Source organism: Bacteroides faecichinchillae JCM 17102, from assembly GCF_000614145.1.
Lineage (GTDB): Bacteria > Bacteroidota > Bacteroidia > Bacteroidales > Bacteroidaceae > Bacteroides > Bacteroides faecichinchillae.
Genome location: NZ_BAKK01000036.1, coordinates 18,494 through 41,037, shown reverse-complemented (window position 1 = coordinate 41,037; position 22,544 = coordinate 18,494). Strand labels below are relative to the sequence as shown.

Genomic DNA, 22,544 nt, shown 5'->3' with positions numbered 1-22,544 from the left:
AAGTATTAATAGATAAATTCCATTATATTAAGACTAAACTTTTTTTCCTTTAATAGTAAACCTTCTTTCTACTTAGTATGAACTATAAATGAAACCTTTGACTATATAACCGGAGCTTTCGGTTATACAACCGGAGGTTTTGATTATATAATTGAAACTTGCAAATATAGATTTGTCTTGAGTGATACTAATTTTTCTATTAAGACAGAAGCAGTTTATTAATGGGCAAGAAGAAGTTTGCTATTGATAGATTGAGTGGGAACTAATAATACTTGTCGATGATATTCTAGGTATTGTTACATACATTATTAAAAGAAATCGTTTAATCAACAGAATTTAGGAAATTACGACTAACTAATAATCTTATCAGTGATCCGGACTTTTTAGATGATTTCAACTGCATAAATTCTCTTTTGTCAGATATAATATTCCGCTAGATCTACAATCCCTGCTCGCATTGCATATTTGGTAGCTTCATGTACATTGTTTACTCCTAATTTCCGGAAGATATTTTTTCTGTGACTATTGATGGTGTGGAAACTAAGATTCTTGTCAGCAGCAATTTCTTTGGTTGTTTTACCTAATGCAATTTCTTTTAGAATGATTTTTTCCGTTTGGGTTAATAGATGATCTTCTATAGCTGTTGCAGCGGGAGTGTGATTGCCTGAAAGTAGTAAATTACTGACATGATTACAGATATACCTCTGTTTACGCGTGGCGCATTGGATAGCAGTCATGATTTCCTCTTTGGAGTTGTCTTTCATTACTACTCCGAAAGCCATACTACTGAATAATATTTGTCGAAGGAAGTTTATACTTAACTCATCAGAAAATAAAATCCAGTCTACTTCTTTGAACCGTTCTTGTAAAACAATTAACTCATCCGCTCCTGCAAAATCGAATAAGGTATAGTCCAGAATAATCACTGCTTGTGGATGCAATCGTAGCAGTTGAATCAGTTCAACTTTATTGTCAGCTTCCAGAAGGGTGGTTACATCCTTCTGTTTGCTTAATAGGAACATCATTCCTGCCTTACTGATATCCTGGTTATCTGCAATGATATATTCTCTCATAGGAATCGGATAAATTAAAAACTCCGCTACAAATGTACACATTTTGCGTGATTTGTAGCGGAGTAATTATAAGATTCTTATACTTGTATTACCAAGAACGTCCTTTGAAGATATTAGATTGGTTCAGGGGAATAATGTTTCCGTTCAATGTCAGATTGTTATTATTAAAGTTTGGACTGACGGTAACTGAAGCATTGTTGCTACCACTGCTCATGTTTATAAATACTTGAGCCGAGATACCTATACCCTGAACATTGAATGAGCAGAATACATTTCCTTTTTTATCAATATTCATTTTCACATCTGCTGAGTTACCATCTACTGTCACACCACCGATACCATTAGGGCCAGGATATGAGGTGTTGAAAGCCGTTTGTACAGTAGCTCTGTTACCATTCATCAAGACAAAGTTGGTATTGGGGGTAACAAATGCAGTCATACCATTTTTGAAAACAACCTGATTGGCTTCCAGAACAAATTGTTTGTTTTTTAAAGCCTGTATAGCCTCTTGATAGGAAGCCATATCCTGAACTTGTTCTTCAGCACGGAGTTTTGCTCTTTCTGCGTCTCTTTGAGCTTTTCTTTCTGCGCGGCGTGCGGCTGCGTCACTTTGTGCATACATCATTGTGCTTGCACTCACTAATACTAATGCTAATAATGCAATAAACTTTTTCATAACTTTTTTTTGTTTAGGTTTAATACGTTGTCCGTTTATTGCAAAAACAAAGTGTATGCCAGATTGTTCACGAACGTCTTGCTATTTTATATCCGATAGCAGCGACAACGATACTCATTAACGGGCTGATAATGTTGAAAAAACAATATGGAAGATACACAATTGTAGGGACACTCAAAATGGTTGCTTGTGTCATTCCACAGCTGTTCCAGGGAATCAATACGGATGTAACAGTTACTGAATCTTCGGTAGTCCGACTTAACAAACAACTTTCGTATCCTTTTTTATAATATATATTGCGGAATATGTTTCCAGTTAGAATAATACTAATGTATTGGTCGGCAGTTGCCATATTCAGGAAAAGGCCGGAACATACGGTTGAAGCTACTACACCGACAGTATTCTTCATAAACCGAATAAAAAGTGAAGTGATACTTCCCAACATTCCACTTGCTGTCATAGCTCCACCAAAACACATTGCACATAAAATCAACCAAACAGTATTCATCATTCCGGACATACCTCGTGTAGAGATTAAATCAGACAAAATGACATTATCTGTTTGCAAATTTGTTTTTCCGTAGATGGTCATCATAAGTCCTTTATATAAGGATTCAAAATTAGATGTTGTAGCTCCTGTAATTTCGTGTAGTAAATTGGGCTGGAGAATCAATGCAAAAATACCGGCTAGTAAGGTTGATAAGAATAAGGTGATGATGGAGGGAACTTTCCGGGCGATCAAGATTCCTGTTGCTACAGGAACAATCAGTAACCAGGGAGTGATCAGGAACTTTTCTTTCAAGGCAGCTGCTACTTCTGGGATATGTTGAGAGTTGCCTGCATCATGTGAGAAACCGGCTACTATAAATATAATTAAAGTAATGACAATCGAAGGAACCGTTGTGATCATCATATAGCGGATATGCCGAAAGAGAGGTGTATCTGTGACGGATGCAGCTAATATGGTTGTTTCTGATAAAGGAGAAACTTTATCACCGAAGTATGCACCGGAGATAATAGCGCCCGCAATCCATCCTTCTTCGAATCCCTGTGCTTTTCCAATTCCCATCAATGCAATACCAATAGTGGCAATGGTAGTCCATGAACTTCCCGTCATAACAGATATTAGAATGCAAATGATACAGGTAGAAGCAAGGAAGAAACTGGGATGGATAATTTGCATACCATAATAGATCAGGGTCGGTACAACTCCACTGATCATCCAGGTTCCACTTAATGCACCAATAATTAGCAAGATAATAATAGCTGTTGCAACTCCGGCAATGTTATTTGTTATGGCTAGTTCATAATCTTTCCAAGGTATTTTATAAATCGCCATACCTATGAAAATGCAGACAGCAGTAGTGGTGAGCAGCGATATTTGGCTTCCACCATTTAAGGCATCACTGCCAAATGTGTGGATAGTACCAAAAAGTAATATTACCAGAACGATGATGGGTAATAGAGAAACGAGAGGGGAAGGAATCTTCTTCATTCTATTTTTATATCGCTTTATTAATTGAAATTATCTTTGAATTATTTGATATATATGAAATCACTTGTTATTAAGCTTCTATACCGGTGAAAGTTTTCAAGGCATAACCGATCAGGAAACTGATACCAGCCACACTAAAGCTAAGTACGGCCATTTCGGTAAAACGCTTTCGGAAGCTTTCACCACGAGCTACTGAATAATAGTAATTGAATAATGCAATGATAATAAGTGCCATTGTAAGCATAACTCCTAAGGCTAGAATTACATTGTTGATAAGCATGAAAGGAGCAACTAAAGCTGCTACAGTTATCAGGTATGCAATACCAGTATATACAGCAGCTTTTACCGGACGTTTTTTTACATCTCCTTCAGACTTCGTAGAAAGATATTCGGATGAGGCCATGGATAGAGCCGCAGCAATACCTGTTATACTACCTGTCAGTGCAATTAACCGGTGATCACTGAGTGCTAATGTGAACCCGGCTAATGCACCTGTAAATTCTACTAGTGCATCATTCAGACCTAAGACAACAGAGCCCATATATTCCAGCCGTTCTTCATTAATTAGGGAGATTAACTTCTGTTCATGTACTTCTTCGTCACGAGCGAGACGTTGTAGGTCGGGAATATTGGTATATTTATCGTAGTTGTGATGCGCATTTTTTTCGCTTGACTCCATTAATTTAATCGTAAATGTAATGCCCAATATTTGTGCTAGAAAATAAAAGCGGGCAACACGCTTGCGGTCAGGTATCACATCTTTTCCTGTATATTTTTTTAAGATTTCATAATGTGATTTTTCTTCGACCGCAATTTGATGGAGAATTTTACGATTGTTTTCATCCTTTTCGATAGAGGCGAGTCGTTCGTATACTATGCTTTCTGTTATCTCATTTCGTTGAAAGCGGATAAACTTTTCAATGTCTTGTTTGGATACGTTCATCTTATTATGATTTAGTTGTGTAATAACTTACGCTTTTGCCACCAGTAGCATATAAAAAGTATTCCGGTCAGAATCAGCGCTATGGATAGTCCAGTATAAAAGACAGATATGAAACTGTCAGGCAATAAATGCAAACTGCGGATAGTTATGCCTAATGCAATCATGAATGTCATCATAATCCAGCTTTTTACATCGAAAAAAGAAAAAGGGCAGTTTTTATCTTCTTTCTTTTCTTCAATTCGACGGGTATGTTTATAATAAAGCTTTCTGAAAATAAATACAAAGAATAATAAAAAAATGACTGTTGCTTCGCCTATTTTAAACATCCAATCTTGTGTACTATTCATCCAGGTGACAATTCCTATTCGCAATATATTAGTGCCGGCTATAATCCACACAATGCCTGCGGTGATAAGTAAAAACTGTCTATTCACTCCGTATTTCATAGCTTACTTTTATTTTCTTATTAAACGGTTTGATCATCTGTTTTGTTGAGTCATTTCTTTGATACAATCGTAATTAGTAACGAGATACAAGTCAGAAAAGCTCCGATACCAATAACACCATGCCATCCATGAAGTTGCCAGAATGTGCCTGCTAGAAAAGTTCCTGTTGCTCCCCCAATAAAGTACGTGGTCATAAAGATCGTGTTTATTCGGTTGGAAGCACGAGGATTTAGTTCGAAAATACTGGTTTGGTTACTGAGCTGGATACATTGCATACCTATATCGATAATAATAATTCCGGCTATAATACCTATATAACTGTTTTCTCCGATAAAGAATAACAACCAAGAGAATAGAATCAGTCCGCAACCTATAAAATTAAAACGGTGTACGCCTACTCGTTTTACATATTTTCCAACGAAAGAGGCTGTTAATGCACCAGCGATTCCACAGAGTCCCAAAAGTCCAATAGTGTTACTGTTTGCATAAAATGGTGCTCTTCCCATTTTAAAAGCCAGACATGACCACATAGCGAGAAAAGAACCGAAATTTAATGCAGCACGTATGGAATAAATGCTTAGCTGGGGATATTCTTTCAGTAAGGAGAATAGAGATTTCATCAAATCGCTATACTTTCCTTTGAAATTCGGTTGGATATCTGGAAGGATTTTCAATACAATGATTGCACAAACAAGCATCATACCGGCAGCAATGTGGTACATTTCCCGCCACCCGAACAACTCTCCGATAAATCCACTGATAACGCGTGAGGCTAGGATTCCGGTTAAAAGCCCGGAAACAACTATTCCTACGTTTCTACCTTTATTTTCAGGACGGGAGAATTGAGAGGCAATCGGTATAAATATCTGAGGTATCACTGAGCAGATTCCGGTAAAAAAGGAGGCAATGAGTATCAGATGAATATTTTTCCCAAATGCGATGGATAATAGTGAGAGAATAAGAATGGCAAAATTAGTGAGTATAATTTTCTTACGTTGATATAAATCAGCGAGAGGGACGATAAATAATAATCCGATTGCATAACCAATTTGTGTAACCATGGCAATCAGATTCGTTTTGAATTCCGATACACCTAATTCTTGGCGTATCATATTTAGTAAAGGTTGGTTATAATAGAGATTGGCTACCGATATGCCTGCAACAATAGCTAGGGTCCACAGGATAGAAGCCGGTAATCCTCCGTTTTCTTTTAATAGCTGTTTCATTTTGCAAAGATAGTAAATCTGTAGGTCACTCAATAAAGAATGTTGTGGAAACTGTATTTCCTTTGCTATCTACAGCTGTCAATAAATGTTTGCCGGGTGATGGTTGTAACGAGATATTGTGGAAATTTTGTGTCTGAGTTATATAACTGTTGTCAAGATGCCAAAAGATAGTTTCATTAGCATTGGCATGTGCTAATTCTACAGTCATGAATCCTTTACTACCATCCATTTGTTTCGGAAGCTTGATATGCGCATTCATTGATGGATAAATGAACTGCATTGTTTGAATAGCGTCTTCACCACAACCAGCTTTGAAAGGAGGCAACGGTTTGTATTCAGGATGGTGTTGTTTGTAATACCATTCCCATACAGGTGGAAGAGTAAACCATGATTTCTGAATAGTTGGCTCTGTATTAGCACAGTTTTCGTAAACACGGTGACTTTCATCCGTAGATAAGGTGATCTGATGATGATACGGACAAGCTTCTGTTCGTAATCCGATGGGGAGAATTAGGAGAGTATCTGTTTCTTCACAGAATCTTCCTTTCAAATGGCCGGATTGCTTGCACACTTCTGCTTCGACGAAGATTCCGGTAGGACTTGCAAACCAGGATGAAGAAGGAAGAAGGTTAAATATATCGAATAAAACGGGACCGGCAGTTTGTGCACCGACCAAACCGGGTTTTCCTTCTCCGGTAGCATTCCCAACCCATACACCCACTGCATAACGAGGAGTAACACCAACAGCCCATGCATCTCGGAATCCATAACTAGTGCCAGTTTTCCAGGCGATTGTCTGCATAGAGGGTATGGATTTCCAATCAATTTCTTCTGGACGATTTACTTCTGTTAATGCGGATAGTGTTTGCCAGGCAGCACCGGAAGCTTCTTTTAATCCTTCCTTTTGTATGATGAATGGACTTTGCTTATTTTTAGTTTGGTGATTGAATAGTTCGTAAGTGTTTGTTTCTTCTTCACCATTCATTGCAAGTAGAATATGTGCTTTTTCATTTTGGGAAAGTATATTGTATGCATCATCTTTTTGTACAAGTAATATCCGTCCCATTTCGGCATACGCATTCGTCACATCCCATAAAGTAGCTTCTGCACCTCCCAGAATAAGTGATAAACCGTAATGGGAGGAAGGTTTATTGATAGTTTTAAATCCTATTTGTTGCAGAAAATGGTGAAATTTAGGTACTCCATATTTTTGTAACATAGTAACTGCCGGTATGTTTAATGAACGCGCAAGAGCTTCTGAAGCTGGTACAGCGCCTTCAAATTGCAAGCTGAAATTTTGAGGAGTAAATCCATTGATATTGATAGGGATATCCGGTAAAAGTGTGTGTGGTAACAGACTACCTTCTTTTAACATTGCATAGTAGAGGAAAGGTTTTAGTATGCTGCCCGTACTTCTGGGGGCTTGAATGATATCGACCTGATATCCTCCTTTCTGTTGCTCAAAGTGTACATTGCCACAATAAGCGATAACCTGATTGGTGGGAATGTCAATAATTAGAATTGCAAGATTCCGGATATCACTTCGACTGAATTCATTACTCCATCGTTCTGCCATGTCCTCTATTTGAGTCTGGATACCTCGGTCGATGGTTGAACGGGAATATGCTCCATTTCGTTCTTGATAGAAGCGACTAACCAGGTGAGGTGCTATTTGAGGTAATGGGTGTGGTTCGTCCGGAAGCGGTTCACTGATAGCCAATTCGTAGGTTGATGAATCAATTATTTTTTTCTCAAACAGTTGTTTTAATAATCGGTTACGTTTGGCTAACAGAGTGGTTCTTCCTTTTGATAAGTGGATCATGGCAGGTGCATTGGGTAAAACGGCCAACATAGCCGATTCTGCCCATGATAAATCTTCGGCAGAATGTCCGAAGTAACGCCAGGAAGCTGCATCCAGACCTACTACATTACCTCCGAATGGTGCATGTGATATATACATGGATAGAATTTCCTCTTTAGTAGCTCGAAACTCCAGCCGGGTAGCTAAAACCACTTCTATGAACTTTTCGCTGACGGTGCGTGATTTGTTTCTGGCTAACCGGATTGTTTGCATGGTAAGAGTACTTCCTCCACTTACTACGCGTTTGTTTTTTGTATTCTGATAGAACGCTCTTCCGATAGATAACGGATTCACTCCCCAATGATGATAAAAATGTTTATCTTCAAAAGTGATAAGACATTGCTTTATTTTCTCCGGTGTTGTTGCACGTGGAGGAAAACGCCATTGACCGTCAGATGCAATACGGGCTCCCAACAGTTCTTCGTTTCGATCTGTAACGACTGTGGAATAGGGGACATGGAATAATTGTCTGGGTAGGCAGAAGATATATCCGATCACCAGAAGAGTAATGCAACTAAGCATTACTTTCCGAGTGATGGATAAATGTTTTAAGAATTTTATTAGCTTACCTCCCATAAACTACATGTTAGCGGCTGACAGTCGTTCTTCCCGCTTTGGTACGTGCTTGCACAGCTGCGTCGTACATCGCTTCGCATTGAATCGCAGGAAGGATAAAGTTACCTGCATAGGTGGCTTGTAATTTTACAGTAAATGTTTTCTGTTCGCCACGACGCAAATTGAAATAAGTGAGTACCCGGTCATCACGAATATCCTGATAGGTAAATGGACGATTCTTATTTTCTGGGGTACCAGCTGATTCCGTAGTTGCCGGCTCTTCAGGAATAAATATACGCTCATTATATATTTCCCATCCGGATGGTATAATATGTGTCAGGGCTAGATTGTTATAGTCGGAAGTACCACTAATATTAGATACGGAAGTGATAGCCATAAAGTCAGTTCCCTGTTTAATGTTTTCAATGGAAATAGGTAGTCCTTCTGTGCTGACGTATCTCACATCCAGACGAATGTTGTCTGATATAGTAGGTAAAGTATCGTTTACGAGTTGGATACGTGTGATAATATCTGCATTCAGAGCTCCTTTGCCCAGATTTTTGATAGAAACAGTTCCGGACTTCGAAGAAGTAGCAAGCTCTTTCTCAAATACAGCTTTAGCCGATTTTACAGCAGGTTGTTGTTGGCCATTCCATTTCCATGCAAAATCCAGAGTTCCGGATAACTTTTCGGCGAGACGTCCCATTGCCATGAGAGCAAAAGCTGTTGATTGGGTGCTGAACCAATTTTCTTCTGCCAGATTTTGAGATACTTTTTTTGCTTGTTGTAAAGCTTCTCGTTCACGATTCATCAGAAGCAATGTTTCTAGAATCATAGCTTCGTCTCTATCATACGAACCATAAATCTGGTTTGCAGAAGAATAGGGGATTACTGTAGTTTCTGCATTGTATACCAGTTCTTCTGCTGGTTTCATCTTCCGGTTAATGCATAAGCTGCTGCCAGTCTCCATTTTGCCTGAAGAGATATCCCTTTTTGTTCCTTCATTCGGTTCATAGCTCCATACTCCGGTGCATCGGCTAACGCAAGGGTGTATAGCCGGAATGCTTGTTTCAACTCAGATTGCCATAATTGCCATTCACTGGCATCCTGAGGTATTCGCCAATTTTGTGCGGCTGCTCGTTGGAATCGTTTCCATTTGTTAATTACATTTGGATGAACAGCATATCCTTTTTCTTGTGCAAGCGTCAAGAACATTCCAGTGTAAGAAGTAATCCATTCGTCGGCGACAGCATTTCCTGGCCAATACACAAATCCTCCGTTAGGAAGTTGACGTGCGTAAATCTGGCGGATAGCTTCCTGAATATTTGTTTTTATCTTTTCAGTCTCTTTCTCATCCACTGTTTTGAATTGGGAAACAAATAAGAGAGGCAATGCTTTAGATGTTAATTGCTCCGTACATTGGTGTTGATAATTATACAGAAAATCGAATCGACGGCTGATGTCTACTGATGGTATACGAGATACTTCCAGTTGTACATGATTGTTGGCGGATGAAGAGCCTTCTAAGTTATAAGATAGTTCAGCTTCTTTTCCTGTTTCAATCCATTGGCTATTACGTAATGACACCACCGGATTCGGATTTCGTACTTCTATTTCAATAGTCTCCTGAGTCTGTTGCCCTCCACCACTTGCAGTCAGATGAATGGTTGCTTTTCCTGTTTGATTACCTGTTTTCAGTGTGAAGAAGGTTAGTTGATCTCCAGGTTGATTGAATGTAAGTGTTTGTTGCTGTGGACCGCTAATCTGTACACCTCCACCAGAAACTTTTAATGATACGGTTACATTCTTTACCTGATTCTCCATTGCAAAGATATTTACCGGAACGGTAATTTCCTCCTGCGTACTGAGTACTCGTGGCAAACTGGATAGCAACATCAGAGGAGTTCGGACAGATGATGTCTTTTCCGTATTGCCATATGCACCGTCTTGTCCGGCAATCACCATTGTACGTACGGAACCTACATACATTGGAAGTTTCAACGTATGTGTTTGTTGCTTGCTTTTTCCTAAATAGAATGGGCCGATAAACTTGACTACTGGTTTGAAACGATTTGCTTTGGTATCTGCTGGTTTCAGTGTTGCATCACCACCTGTACTGAATAATGAATTGTACTGACCTGCTGAGACTCCCAATACATTATCATACATATCCCAAGTACGGATACCGAGTGCTTCACGTGCATAAAAATCATTCCAAGGATCGGGAGTCTTGAAGTTGGTTAGATCCAGTAATCCGTCATCTACGATGGCTAAAGTGTATGTCATCGGTTTACCTGTTTTCTCACTAATTGTTACATTGAAATCAGTTTCTGGACGTAATACATCCGGCATTTTGATCTGTGGTTGCAGTATGGTTTGACTATTGGTAACGAATACCGGCACAATTCCATACATCCGAATAGGTAGGTCATTGACTGTTTGTGCATGTGGCTGCAACAAACTAATATGTAGATATACATTCGGAGCCATTTCCGGAGTTGTTTTGAAAGTAATTTTGGTATCTCCTTCATTAGATACTTCCGTCCATTTCTGTTGTAAAACCGTAGAACCATTTTCTATGGAAACCAATGCGCGTCCTCCTGCAGAAGCCGGAATAATGGCTGTAACTGTTTCTCCTATTTCATAAGAATTTTTGTCCAATGAGAATGCCAGCATTTTGACTCCACTTGGATTACTTCTATTGGAACGACCCCGCCAGTCGGGCCAATCTACATAGATAGTACCTCCTGTTGCATGTCCGCTTTCTTTGTCTTGTACATATACCAAATAACGTCCCCAATCCGGATAATTGACACGAAATTTAAAGGTTGCTTTTCCTCTTGTCGTTTGTAGATTGCCACTGGCAACAGGAGTAAAAGAACTGCTATTGATGTAGGTCCCAATTGATGCTTCGCTGTTATCCCACCACCAACTCCAGTCAATTCGATATATTTTATATTCCAGATTAGAACGATCCACTAATTGTCCTTGTTCATCGACAGTTACAATATCAAATATATGGTCTTTATCTGTTTCGATATATTTCCCTTTAGGCTGGTTAAGATTAATTCCTACATATGAGTCAAATGGGGAAAATGGAACGCTATGTGTGTAAATACTTGCGTCTCCTCCTGGTTCGAAAACACGAGCGATGAAGGTGGCATTCAACATACCTGGCGCTTGAGTTGCTGCCGGAAGATTTATAGTGAATCCTACCATTCCTTTCTCGTCCAGTACACCGCTGAATACATCAGATTTCATTGTCGTAAAATCTGTTGCTGGATTATTAAAAATATACTGGTTGTAATTCTTGAATTGAGTATTAACCTTAGATAAGGTCATTTCAACTTTGGTTTTTAGCTGGGACGCCTTAGCACCAGTTAGCCATGCAGAGGTAAGAATTGCATAAACTTCCTTATAGGTAGCTTGCAAAATGGTAGGCATAGACAGGTCGATCTTTAATCGGTTGGGCTTTACGGTTTCAATCAACAGGCTCTTGTGAAAGGCAGTTCCTCCCACTTTGACATACGCATTCCATCTTCCTGTCGGATCACTTGTTTGTGTCGGTACATCAAATGTATAAAAACCATTCATACCTTTAGTTGAAACCATTTTGGTGTAAAACTGTCCTTTGGGATTGTAGATTTCCAATGCTACAGGATGTCTGTCAGGGATTCTTTTTTCACGATCTTCCAGAATAAAGGAGATGTGAAGCGTATCCCCTGGTCGCCATACTCCTCTTTCGCCATATATAAATCCTTTTAATCCTTTTTGAATATCTTTGCCTCCTACGTCAAAACGACTGACAGATTGTTCTTCTCCATCTACAACGCGGACGTATGCCTTTTGCTTATCAAATTCTGCAACAGCAATAAAAGGTATTCCTTTTGGAGAAATTTCTACGAATCCTTCCCCGTTTGTTTCTCCTTTCCCTATTGGCTGTAATTGGAAGTTGTATATGGTTACTTCCGCTTTCTTGATGGGGTTAGTGTCTAATATGTTGTTTACAGCAATCCATAATTTATTGAGTGAATTCTTTTTCACAATCATTCCTAAGTTGGAAGCGAAAACGTTACAACTAGCTACACGGTCAGAAATCATATAATAGGATGGGTGACAAGGATTATCACGCTCATTCCATTTATATTGACTCCAATCCATAGGTACACTGCCGTTATAGTAGTAATATGCCTCCGGAGTATCCCAAACAGCTTCTTCTTCGTCGGATAATGTTTCGCTACTGATCCTAGTCAAATCGTTTGCTGCATCATTGTTTGTAAACTGTAATTCTTTATTTTCTCCTCCACAAGGATACGCTGAATACTCCTGGCGGAAAGATAGAATAACCCGATAAATAGCTCCCGGTTCTTGCCGAATCAGTCCGGCAAGATCAATAGAATAGTCTTCCCAACGATGAATGTCTTTCGAAGAATCTTTAGCGAGCCATAGTGTCTTTTTGTAGACCAATCTTCCTGAACGGCGTAATTCATTAGCTGATGAAAGCGAATTTGTCTGCATGAACATTAATACATTATTCTCAAAAATGCGAATAATGTTAATGTCTACTGCGTATAGATTTACAGCACGAAATGGAATAATCAGACTTTTGGAATTGGGTAGGATAGCAGCAGAAGTGCCCATTTCTACCTGTGGTTTTAGATTCTGCTCGCTGAATGAGATCGATTGAGATGTATTTAATGTCTTTCCTTGACTGCTTTTTACTCCTTCATGAATTTTTAAAGTTAGTTGATTTAGTTGATTGGCATCGAAATATATAAAGACTTTATTGTCTTTAATTTGCGAGATAGAAGATGAGATTTTCGGTACTTCAATTAACCCTTTTAAGTCTTGTGTATTGGAAACGGGATCGGAGAAAATAACTTCAATTCCATTTTCCGGTTGGTTGATACGCTTAGCAGAAAGAAAGAGGAAATTACCTTTAGCGGGAATTAATATCTCTTCTTCTTGCATCTGGTCTATGTCGGCTACTTTTCCATTGGCTGTTATTTTTAACTGATAGTCTTCTTGTCTTCTTGGAACTTGGTTAATGACAAATTCGTAGCGGGTAGGATTATCTGTTGCTGTTATTTCAATTGGAGTATTCCCACCATTGCCGATAGTCAGCATTTTATTAACTTCTTCTTTTTTTATAACGTCACTGAAACAGATCGTTCCATTTACGGTGACTACATCCGGTTGAGTAGCGGTGATCGTTATTGATTCTGTATGTAAAGTAAAGTTGCGTTCTTGTACCCGGAATGAAAAATTGAATTTTTTCAAGCGTTTATCCACTTCTACAAAGTTTCCTAATTCAAATATTCCTTCGTAAAATTCTCCGGGTTTTAAGGCTCCTTCTTCGGGAACGAATTCAATGGTATTATTATTAATCCAATATGCTTTTCCTTTTATGGAAGGAGAAAAATGAAAAGGATCATCTTTCAACTCGTTGTTAAGCTCTACCATTGGCAGATCTTGGGTTAGTTCAATTCGTATGGTAGAATTTTGTGAAATTACTCCTCCTGTATATGCATTCACATGCGGAGCATACTCAGCAGAAGGTATAATGTCTTTCTGACTGCTACTTGAACATGAAGATAGGACTAAAATTATCGAAATAAGAAAGAATAGTCCGGCAGTTTTGCTGCATCTAGTTCTGATTAGTTCCATAACGAAGGTGTTTTTAAGATTCAATAAGCAAATATACAGATTTTATGGAAGTTTCTTCTTATTTTTGTATAAAAATAAATTTTGTAATGGGAAGAAAAGAAGAGTATAAAGAAAAGAATCTACAGTTTATTAGTGAACTTTCCCGGCAAGAAGGTATTTGTTCATTGTCGTGTAATATATATTATAAAATATTGGAGAGTAGTACGGCAAATATTTCACCTAATGTACGTAATATTGTAACAGTACATTATAAAGGCAGTTTGATAAATGGCAGAGAATTTGATAATTCTTATGAACGTGGTTGTCCGGAGGCTTTTCGTCTTAGTGATGTGATAGAAGGCTGGCAATTAGCTCTTCAGCAAATGCACATAGGGGATAAATGGGTTATTTATATTCCGTATACGATGGGATATGGGGCGCGTACTTTAGGCCCGATTCCTGCTTTTTCAACATTGATATTTGAGGTTGAATTGTTGGGAATTGCTTGATAGGCAATAAATACTTTTAAGTCTTGGAGTTTTTTAATTGTAAATTGTACTTTGGGCTGAACTTAGGGTGTTGATTGATTAAAATCAGGAGTTGGTAATATAAAGAAATAGTCTGCTTTTTATTAAATATTAAGTAAATGGTTTTATTTCAGTGATAATAATAAGATGTTAATGCTTTTTTGTGTTATTTTTATATTTCTTTATATAAGTAGACTTTCATTTTCTTACCAATTGCCGTACATTTGTTGCGTAGCTACTAATAGGCATAAAAGTATGAAACACGAATTTGCTAAGATATTTAAAAAAGACCACATATTTCTAGGATTGTCTGGAAGTTCAATATTGAATTTTATACCTTATTATATATAATACTTTGAATAACTAAATAGAAGTAATATGAAAATTAAAGTTGGACTGATCGGTTTCGGTCGCATGGGACGATTTTATTTAGAAGAAATGCTAAAGAGTGGTCGATGGGAAGTTGCATACATTTGTGATGTAAGTGCTGATTCCCGTGAACTAGCTAAAGTACTCTCACCAGAATCTAAAGTTGTAGCTGATGAACAAGTTATATTTGATGATGAAAGTGTGCAAGTAGTTGGACTTTTTGCATTAGCAGATTCTCGTAAGAAGCAGATTGAACGTGCTATTCGTAGTGGAAAACACATTATTTCAGAGAAACCAGTTGCAGACACGGTTGATAGAGAATGGGAGGTTGTAGAACTTACGGAAAATACTGACCGTCTTTCTACCGTTAATTTATATCTTCGAAATTCCTGGTATCATCGGGAAATCAAACAATTTATAGACAGAGGTGAAATCGGTGAATTAGCAATTTTACGTGTTTGCCACATGACTCCCGGATTAGCACCGGGTGAAGGACATGAATATGAAGGGCCTGCTTTCCACGATTGTGGTATGCATTATGTAGATATCGCTCGCTGGTATGCTGGTTGTGATTATAAAACATGGCATGCTCAAGGTATCAATATGTGGAATTATAAAGATCCTTGGTGGGTACAGTGTCATGGAACTTTTCAGAATGGAGTAGTTTTTGATATCACACAGGGATTTGTATATGGGCAGTTGTCTAAAGATCAAACCCATAATTCATATGTGGATATCATCGGAACAAAAGGCATAGCCCATATGACTCATGACTTTCAAATGGCAAAAGTTGATCTTCATGGGGTTCATGAGACTATTCATTTGGAGAAACCTTTCGGTGGGAAAAACATCGATGCTTTATGTGATTTATTTGCAGATTCTATAGAAACAGGAATACGTAATCCTCAATTACCGTTCATGCGTGATTCTGCCATTGCTTCAGAATATGCCTGGACTTTTTTGGAAGATGCTCAAACACATGACTTGCCTTCTATTGGTAATCTGAGGACACTGGAAAAAATTCGCGAACGTAGAAAGAATATGAAAAATGGATATGGATTATTGCAGAATAATAATCTAGAATCTATAATTAATCCTTAATACTATAAATTATGTCAAACATTTCGAGAAGACAATTTATCAAAACGGGAGCTGCAGCGTTAGCAGGTATATCTATTGCTCCTAACATTATTTTAGGTAAGAGTCATGGCCATGTGTCGCCAAGTGATAAAATTAATATTTTAGGTGTCGGGATCGGAGGTCGCGGTGCTAGTGTGCTGAATGGTTTGTCAAGTCAAAACATTATTGGCCTTTGCGATGTAGACTGGAACTATAGCGGTCATGTATTCAAGAAATATCCGAAAGCAAAACGATTTCGTGACTATCGTATTATGTTCGATAAGTTAGGAAAATCTGCGGATGCTGTAATGATAGCAACACCTGATCATACTCATGCTATCATTGCGTCGGAAGCTATTATGATGGGGAAGAACGTTTATTGCGAGAAACCACTAACTCATACGGTATATGAATCACGCTTATTGACAAAATTGGCTGAAAAATATAATGTAGCTACACAAATGGGTAATCAGGGCTCTTCTGCACCGGGTGTTCGTAAAGTCTGTGAATGGATATGGAATGGTGAAATTGGAGAAGTCACTAAAGTAGAAGCGTTTACAGACCGTCCTATCTGGCCACAGGGACTCAATCGTCCGGAAATAAGTCAAGCAGTTCCTGAATCATTGGATTGGGATTTATTCCTTGGCCCGGCTCAATATCGTGATTATAATTCATGTTATACTCCATGGAACTGGCGTGGTTGGTGGGATTTTGGAACAGGTGCATTAGGTGATATGGCTTGCCATATCCTTCATCCTGTATTCAAAGGATTGAAATTAACTTATCCTACTAAAGTACAAGGTAGTTCTACATTATTGTTATCTGATTGTGCACCAAGTGCTCAGATGGTGAAATATACTTTCCCTGCTCGTGATAATATGCCGAAGGTAGCAATGCCGGAGGTTGAAGTTATTTGGTATGATGGAGGTTTAAAACCAATGCGTCCTGAAGGATTGCCTGCACACAAAGATCTGAATGATCATGGTGGTGGTGTCATTTTCCATGGAACAAAAGATACTCTTATCTGTGGTAGCTACGGTATTAATCCATGGTTGTTGTCAGGAAGAAATCCAGATTCTCCAAAGGTGTTACGTGAAATTCAGGAATCTCACGAAATGGATTTTGTACGTGCATGTAAGGAAAGACCGTCTAATCGTATACAGACTGCATCTTCGTTCAGCGAAGCAGGTCCTTTCAATGAAATGGTAGTAATGGGTGTACTTGCTATCAGATTGCAGTCGCTCAACCAAGAGTTGCTGTGGGACGGACCGAATATGACATTTACCAATATTGATCCGAATGCTACTGTTCGTTCTGTCATTAAGGATGGTTTTACTATTAAGAATGGTCATCCAACCTTTGATAAAACTTGGACAGAACCAGTTAATGCGCAGGCTTTTGCTCAAGAACTGATTAAACATACATATCGTGATGGGTGGAAATTACCTGATATGCCTAAATAATAAAAAAACTAACTCAAATATTAATTTAATAAATTGAATTCATGAAAAATCTGTTTTATCCTTTAGCTTGCTGCGTAATTGCCGGTGCATTGACATCTTGTGGCAGTGGCAAGAAAAATGCTAATACTCAAGAAGAACAATCATCAGATATGGTGACCCTTGGGTATTCAAAATCATTGAAAGCTGCTGATACTGACAGTCTACAATTGCCGATAGATAAAGATGGTTATATTACTATTTTTGATGGAAAAACTTTTAATGGCTGGCGTGGCTATGGTAAAGATAGAGTTCCATCTAAATGGGTTATCGAAGATGGTTGTATTAAGTTCAACGGTTCTGGTGGTGGAGAAGCTCAGGATGGCGATGGTGGAGATCTTATCTTCGCTCATAAATTTAAAAACTTTGAATTGGAAGTAGAATGGAAAGTTTCTAAAGGTGGTAACTCTGGTATCTTCTATCTGGCTCAGGAAGTAACTTCTACTGATAAGGATGGTAATGAGAATTTGGAGCCTATTTATATTTCAGCTCCTGAATATCAGGTGTTAGATAATGCAAATCATCCGGATGCAAAACTTGGTAAAGACAACAACAGACAATCGGCTTCTTTGTATGATATGATTCCTGCTGTTCCTCAAAATCAAAATCCATTTGGTGAATGGAATAAAGCGAAAATTATGGTATTCAAAGGAACTGTAGTTCACGGTCAGAATGATCAAAACGTTCTTGAATATCATTTATGGACTCCGAAATGGACTGAAATGCTTCAGGCAAGTAAGTTTAGTGAAGAAAAATGGCCTTTGGCATTCCAATTGCTGAATAATTGCGGCGGTGATAATAGAGAAGGATTTATTGGGTTCCAAGATCATGGTGATGATGTTTGGTTCCGTAATATTCGCGTTAAAGTTCTCGATTAATAAGAACAATTAATCTATTAGGATAACTTCATTGAAGGATATATTTTGATATTTCTTCAATGAAGTTATTAATATGGAGTAATGATTAAATATTTCAATAATGAAATTTAGATATTTACTTATATTAGTGGCTTTTTTGATTGCATGGCCTCAAGTACTGGATGCAAAGAAAAAAAAGGAGGTTACTCTTACTTATTCAAAGTCATTGAAAGCTGTCGATACTGAAAAGCTGCAATTACCGATAGACAAGGATGGTTATATTACTATTTTTGATGGTAAAACTTTTAATGGTTGGCGTGGCTATGGTAAGGACCGAGTTCCATCTAAATGGATTATCGAGGATGGTTGTATTAAGTTCAACACTTCTGGTGACGGTGATGGTGGTGATCTTATCTTTGCCCACAAATTTAAGAACTTTGAATTGGAAGTAGAATGGAAAATTTCAAAGGGAGGTAACTCAGGTATTTTCTATTTGGCTCAGGAAGTAACTACTACTGATAAGAATGGTAATGAGGTTCTGAACCCAATTTACATTTCTGCTCCTGAGTATCAGGTGTTGGATAATGCAAATCATCCGGATGCAAAACTTGGTAAAGACAACAACAGAAAATCTGCTTCTCTGTATGATATGATTCCTGCTGTTCCTCAGAACCAAAAACCATTTGGTGAATGGAATAAAGCCAAAATAGTTGTACACAATGGAACTGTAGTTCATGGTCAGAATGATCAAAAAGTTCTTGAGTATCATTTATGGACACCACAATGGACTGAAATGCTTCAGGAAAGTAAGTTCAGTGAAAAAAGATGGCCTTTGGCATTTCAAATGCTGAATAATTGCGGTGGTGACAATAAAGAAGGATTTATTGGATTCCAAGATCATGGTAATGATGTTTGGTTTCGTAGTATCCGCATAAAAATTCTTGATTAACAAAGATAATTAATTAACAACTTCGTTGAATATCATATATAGATAGTTATTCAATAGGGTTATATCGTTTTATAATTAAACATTTTAAACCATGAAATTTAGATATTTGCTTATATTATTTGCTTTTTTGATCGCTTTGCCACAAGCAGTAGATGCAAAGAAGAAAAAAGATGTTACTATCCAACTTTATTCAGTTAGAGATTTGATAAAAGAAGGATCGGATTTTAATGCTTTATTAAAGAAACTGGCTAAGATGGGATATTCAAGCGTAGAAGCTGCCAACTATAATGATGGTAAGTTTTACGGTTTGACTCCGGAAGACTTTAAAAAAGCCGTTGAAGATGCAGGTATGACTGTTTTGTCTTCACATTGTTCAAGAGGTTTGTCAGATCAAGAATTGGCTTCCGGCGATTTTTCTGAATCACTGAAATGGTGGGATCAATGTATTGCTGCTCACAAGGCTGCTGGAATGAAATATATTGTAACTCCTTGGTTAGGAGTACCTAAAACAGTCAAAGACTTGCAGACTTATTGTAATTATTTCAATGAAATAGGAAAGAGATGCAAGGAGAATGGCATGTTATATGGATACCACAATCATGCTCATGAATTTGAGAAAGTAGAAGGTAAAGAGGTAATGTATAACTACATGCTCGAAAATACTAATCCAGATTATGTCTTTTTCCAAATGGATGTATATTGGGTAGTAAGAGGTCAGAATAGTCCGGTTGATTATTTCAAAAAATATCCGGGACGTTTTAAAATATTACACATCAAAGATGATCGTGAACTGGGTCAAAGTGGTATGGTAGGATTTGATGCTATCTTTAAGAATGCAGCAACTGCTGGTGTTCAGAATATTGTAGCTGAAATTGAAAGATATAGCTGCCCGGTGGAAGAAAGCGTCAAAGAAAGTATTGACTATCTGTTGGATGCTCCTTTTGTAAAGGCTTCATATCGTAAGTAATATTAATGATGTAAAAACGAAAAATCCCTATAGTTGAAAGACTATAGGGATTTTTTATTGGTAATAGACTAAGCTTTTGTTTTTTTTGAATGCTCGTTTTGATCTAGTTCCTTAATTTCTTTATTTAGAAAAACAGAAAGTATTGTTCTCACAATAACCACTCCACCTAAGATGGCTAATTCGTCTAAAGTTGGATCTACTACAGTTTTTAAAATATCTGAAGCAATAAGAAACTCTAATCCAAGTAGAAGATAACTACCAAAATCAGTACGTAATTCCCGGATGTTATTAAGGGAGTATGTACCGTTGAATCGTTTTATTTCATTGTATAAAAAAGCAATAAAGCCAACAAATACTCCATAGGTGACGATCAGTAAGCTGATAACACTGATAATCGTAGCTAACATATTTAAAAAAGTGAGTAGCATCGTTCATGATGTTTAGTTATAATATATCAACAAATGATGCATTACAATAGTTCTTATTTTCTTTTATACTTTTCTGCTACCTAGTAAAATCTTATAAGTCGGTAGAATCTAGCTCTGAAATATAATAGCTGAAAAAGTCATGATTTAGTATTTGGCTTATTCGTAGTAAAAGTTCCGTATCTATACTTTTTCTTTTAAATATAGAATATACATTTGTCCTATCGCAATAGAGTTTGTTTGCAAACCATGTGACAGGGCGATCTTGACGATGAAGCTCTGTTTCAATTATTTTACCAATGTGTATCATTTGCGTAGTATTGTGTTCCATATAAATTTTATCCCCAATTTTTAGACTTTATATACTCTTTTAGGTTCACCCTTTTGATTTCTTCACCAAAAATAATGTATTAGTTTAGGGTATAAAAATAAAAAGTGTCTCATTTCAAAAATGAGACACTTTTCTATATGCTTGTAAATGAGATATGTGAGATGAATTATTGTTTAATTGAATGGTTTTCAATGTATTTTGATGGCGATACACCATATTTGTCTGAAAAGTTACGATAGAAGGTCGCACGTGAAGTGAAGCCACATAAATACATTAATTCCTTCACGTTTTTATTGGAGTTTTCTGCCACCAATTGCTTAAAATATTCTAGTCGTCTATAATTGATGTATTCTCTAAAACCTGTAAAACCTCCACTTTTGATTGCTTCTGAAATGGAATGTTTTTTTTCACCCAACAAATTAGCTAAACAATCTATATTATAATTCTGATCTGTAAATGGGTGTTCTTCTTTAAAGTATGTTTCAATTGTTGTGAAAAGTGGCAATGTTTGAGGTAACTTTGTATATGACTCTTCTTTGTTCATTTCACAAATCATATCGATATGGTCAGAAAATGGATTCTCGTAGCGTAAATATTGTATAGAAAATAAGATAGTGAATATAATGGATATAATTCCGAATAAATTGAATATAAATTCATTGATATTTAAGGTAAACAGTATGTATATACCCAGAAAAAGAAATAGGAATGCAATGAATGCATACATGTTATTGTTAATCTTGCGGTAGGTTTTATTGCTGATTATTGGATAGACTAGAAAAGTCAGTGGAATGAAAATTGAGAGCAGGAATATGATTAGTCTTAATTTTATATCCAGTTCTCCCATATTGGGAATAATTTCATTTAAAGAATTAATAGGAGTGATTTTTCCATTGAAAAAGAGATAGCATAATCCTACGGTTATAATAATGATGGGGGGAAGTAAGAAAGTGAATATTCTTAAATGGTTAAAATATCCGGGGGATAATGATATGATCGGAAAAAGACACACAATGCTGGCTAATGAATACCATTTAAGCATTTTCTCGATATTGAGGAGGTCGGTAAATTTATATGTGGGAGTATCTGTGACTATCATTAGCCATCCAATATTTTCCCATGACATCACTGCGCCAATGGCAAATGCTATTATTCCCCAATAAAGTCTTTGATAGTTGTCTTTTGCTCGAAAAATGAGTATTACTCCCATTGCAAGAGCAATTAGGTCGAATGTAAGTTCAATAGATAAATATGTTGTTCCCATGAATAAAAAATAGGAGAGTACTTTTATGAAAGAAAGTACTTTCCTCTACGGATTTATACCAAATATGTTAAAGAGTTTGTCTCCAAATTTTTAAATAATGCTTCTGAATAAGGCGTGTCATTAAGAAATATTCAGAATCTTAAATTCTTAGCAAAGATAGTGAATTTATATTCTTCTTAATCTGAATGGTATATCAATAATTTATAAATTGTTGTTTTTGCCATAAGGATGGATTAATTGAAAACAGGAATTTGATGTAATTATTATTATGTTGATGCATAATTGGAAATAAGAAGTGCATCTCAAAAATGTTTTT

At 37.1% G+C, this 22,544-nt stretch carries 15 protein-coding genes and 1 pseudogene; 6 read left to right on the top strand and 10 right to left on the bottom strand.

All coding sequences use genetic code 11. The features are described 5' to 3' along the window. Positions 1 to 416: 416 nt before the first annotated feature. The 8 genes and pseudogenes from JCM17102_RS16010 to JCM17102_RS27990 form a co-directional block, all read right to left on the bottom strand. Entirely contained in the window at positions 417 to 1,073 is a 657-nt protein-coding gene (locus tag JCM17102_RS16010) for a response regulator transcription factor (protein ID WP_025075908.1), read from the bottom strand. Positions 1,074 to 1,161: 88 nt separating this feature from the next. Continuing rightward, positions 1,162 to 1,749 carry a DUF4251 domain-containing protein gene (locus tag JCM17102_RS16005; protein ID WP_025075907.1) on the bottom strand — a complete coding sequence of 196 codons (588 nt, stop codon included), beginning with the start codon at positions 1,747 to 1,749 and terminating at the stop codon, positions 1,162 to 1,164. Positions 1,750 to 1,816: 67 nt separating this feature from the next. Next, the gene (locus JCM17102_RS16000) at positions 1,817 to 3,244 is read right to left on the bottom strand and encodes a Na+/H+ antiporter NhaC family protein (RefSeq protein WP_025075906.1); all 1,428 of its coding nucleotides are present in this window, start codon (positions 3,242 to 3,244) and stop codon (positions 1,817 to 1,819) included. 70 nt (positions 3,245 to 3,314) lie between these two features. Continuing rightward, positions 3,315 to 4,187, bottom strand: coding sequence for a VIT1/CCC1 transporter family protein (locus JCM17102_RS15995; protein ID WP_025075905.1), 873 nt, complete (start codon positions 4,185 to 4,187; stop codon positions 3,315 to 3,317). A gap of 11 nt (positions 4,188 to 4,198) precedes the next feature. Next, positions 4,199 to 4,633, bottom strand: a complete 435-nt coding sequence (locus tag JCM17102_RS15990; RefSeq protein WP_025075904.1) for a hypothetical protein — start codon at positions 4,631 to 4,633, stop codon at positions 4,199 to 4,201. Between the two features lie 50 nt (positions 4,634 to 4,683). Then, entirely contained in the window at positions 4,684 to 5,859 is a 1,176-nt protein-coding gene (locus JCM17102_RS15985; protein WP_025075903.1) for an MFS transporter, read from the bottom strand. Positions 5,860 to 5,884: 25 nt separating this feature from the next. Beyond that, on the bottom strand, positions 5,885 to 8,296 hold the full coding sequence (gene pbpC / locus JCM17102_RS15980; protein WP_025075902.1) for a penicillin-binding protein 1C: 2,412 nt from the start codon (positions 8,294 to 8,296) through the stop codon (positions 5,885 to 5,887). Positions 8,297 to 8,306: 10 nt separating this feature from the next. Next, positions 8,307 to 13,942, bottom strand: a pseudogene (locus tag JCM17102_RS27990) (alpha-2-macroglobulin family protein). Between the two features lie 23 nt (positions 13,943 to 13,965). On the opposite strand from JCM17102_RS27990, the gene bamJ reads away from it, so the two are divergent. The 6 genes from bamJ (at position 13,966) to JCM17102_RS15945 (ending at position 20,208) form a co-directional block, all read left to right on the top strand. Beyond that, complete coding sequence (bamJ, locus tag JCM17102_RS15970) at positions 13,966 to 14,430, top strand: BamJ family beta-barrel-assembly machinery protein (RefSeq protein WP_486599254.1); 465 nt, start codon at positions 13,966 to 13,968, stop codon at positions 14,428 to 14,430. 396 nt (positions 14,431 to 14,826) lie between these two features. Then, the gene (locus JCM17102_RS15965) at positions 14,827 to 15,918 is read left to right on the top strand and encodes a disaccharide 3-dehydrogenase (protein WP_025075900.1); all 1,092 of its coding nucleotides are present in this window, start codon (positions 14,827 to 14,829) and stop codon (positions 15,916 to 15,918) included. A gap of 11 nt (positions 15,919 to 15,929) precedes the next feature. After that, positions 15,930 to 17,399, top strand: a complete 1,470-nt coding sequence (locus JCM17102_RS15960; protein WP_175551335.1) for a glycoside 3-dehydrogenase — start codon at positions 15,930 to 15,932, stop codon at positions 17,397 to 17,399. Between the two features lie 41 nt (positions 17,400 to 17,440). After that, positions 17,441 to 18,313, top strand: coding sequence for a 3-keto-disaccharide hydrolase (locus JCM17102_RS15955; protein WP_025075898.1), 873 nt, complete (start codon positions 17,441 to 17,443; stop codon positions 18,311 to 18,313). Between the two features lie 100 nt (positions 18,314 to 18,413). Then, entirely contained in the window at positions 18,414 to 19,241 is an 828-nt protein-coding gene (locus JCM17102_RS15950; protein WP_081800227.1) for a 3-keto-disaccharide hydrolase, read from the top strand. Positions 19,242 to 19,332: 91 nt separating this feature from the next. Then, the gene (locus JCM17102_RS15945; RefSeq protein ID WP_025075896.1) at positions 19,333 to 20,208 is read left to right on the top strand and encodes a sugar phosphate isomerase/epimerase family protein; all 876 of its coding nucleotides are present in this window, start codon (positions 19,333 to 19,335) and stop codon (positions 20,206 to 20,208) included. A 68-nt stretch (positions 20,209 to 20,276) separates the two neighbouring features. Here the strand turns inward: JCM17102_RS15945 and JCM17102_RS15940 are convergent, their stop codons facing one another. Together JCM17102_RS15940 and JCM17102_RS15935 are read right to left on the bottom strand one after the other, a co-directional pair. Continuing rightward, entirely contained in the window at positions 20,277 to 20,636 is a 360-nt protein-coding gene (locus JCM17102_RS15940; RefSeq protein ID WP_025075895.1) for a DUF1622 domain-containing protein, read from the bottom strand. A gap of 494 nt (positions 20,637 to 21,130) precedes the next feature. Beyond that, on the bottom strand, positions 21,131 to 22,228 hold the full coding sequence (locus JCM17102_RS15935; protein WP_025075894.1) for a helix-turn-helix transcriptional regulator: 1,098 nt from the start codon (positions 22,226 to 22,228) through the stop codon (positions 21,131 to 21,133). Positions 22,229 to 22,544 lie beyond the last annotated feature (316 nt).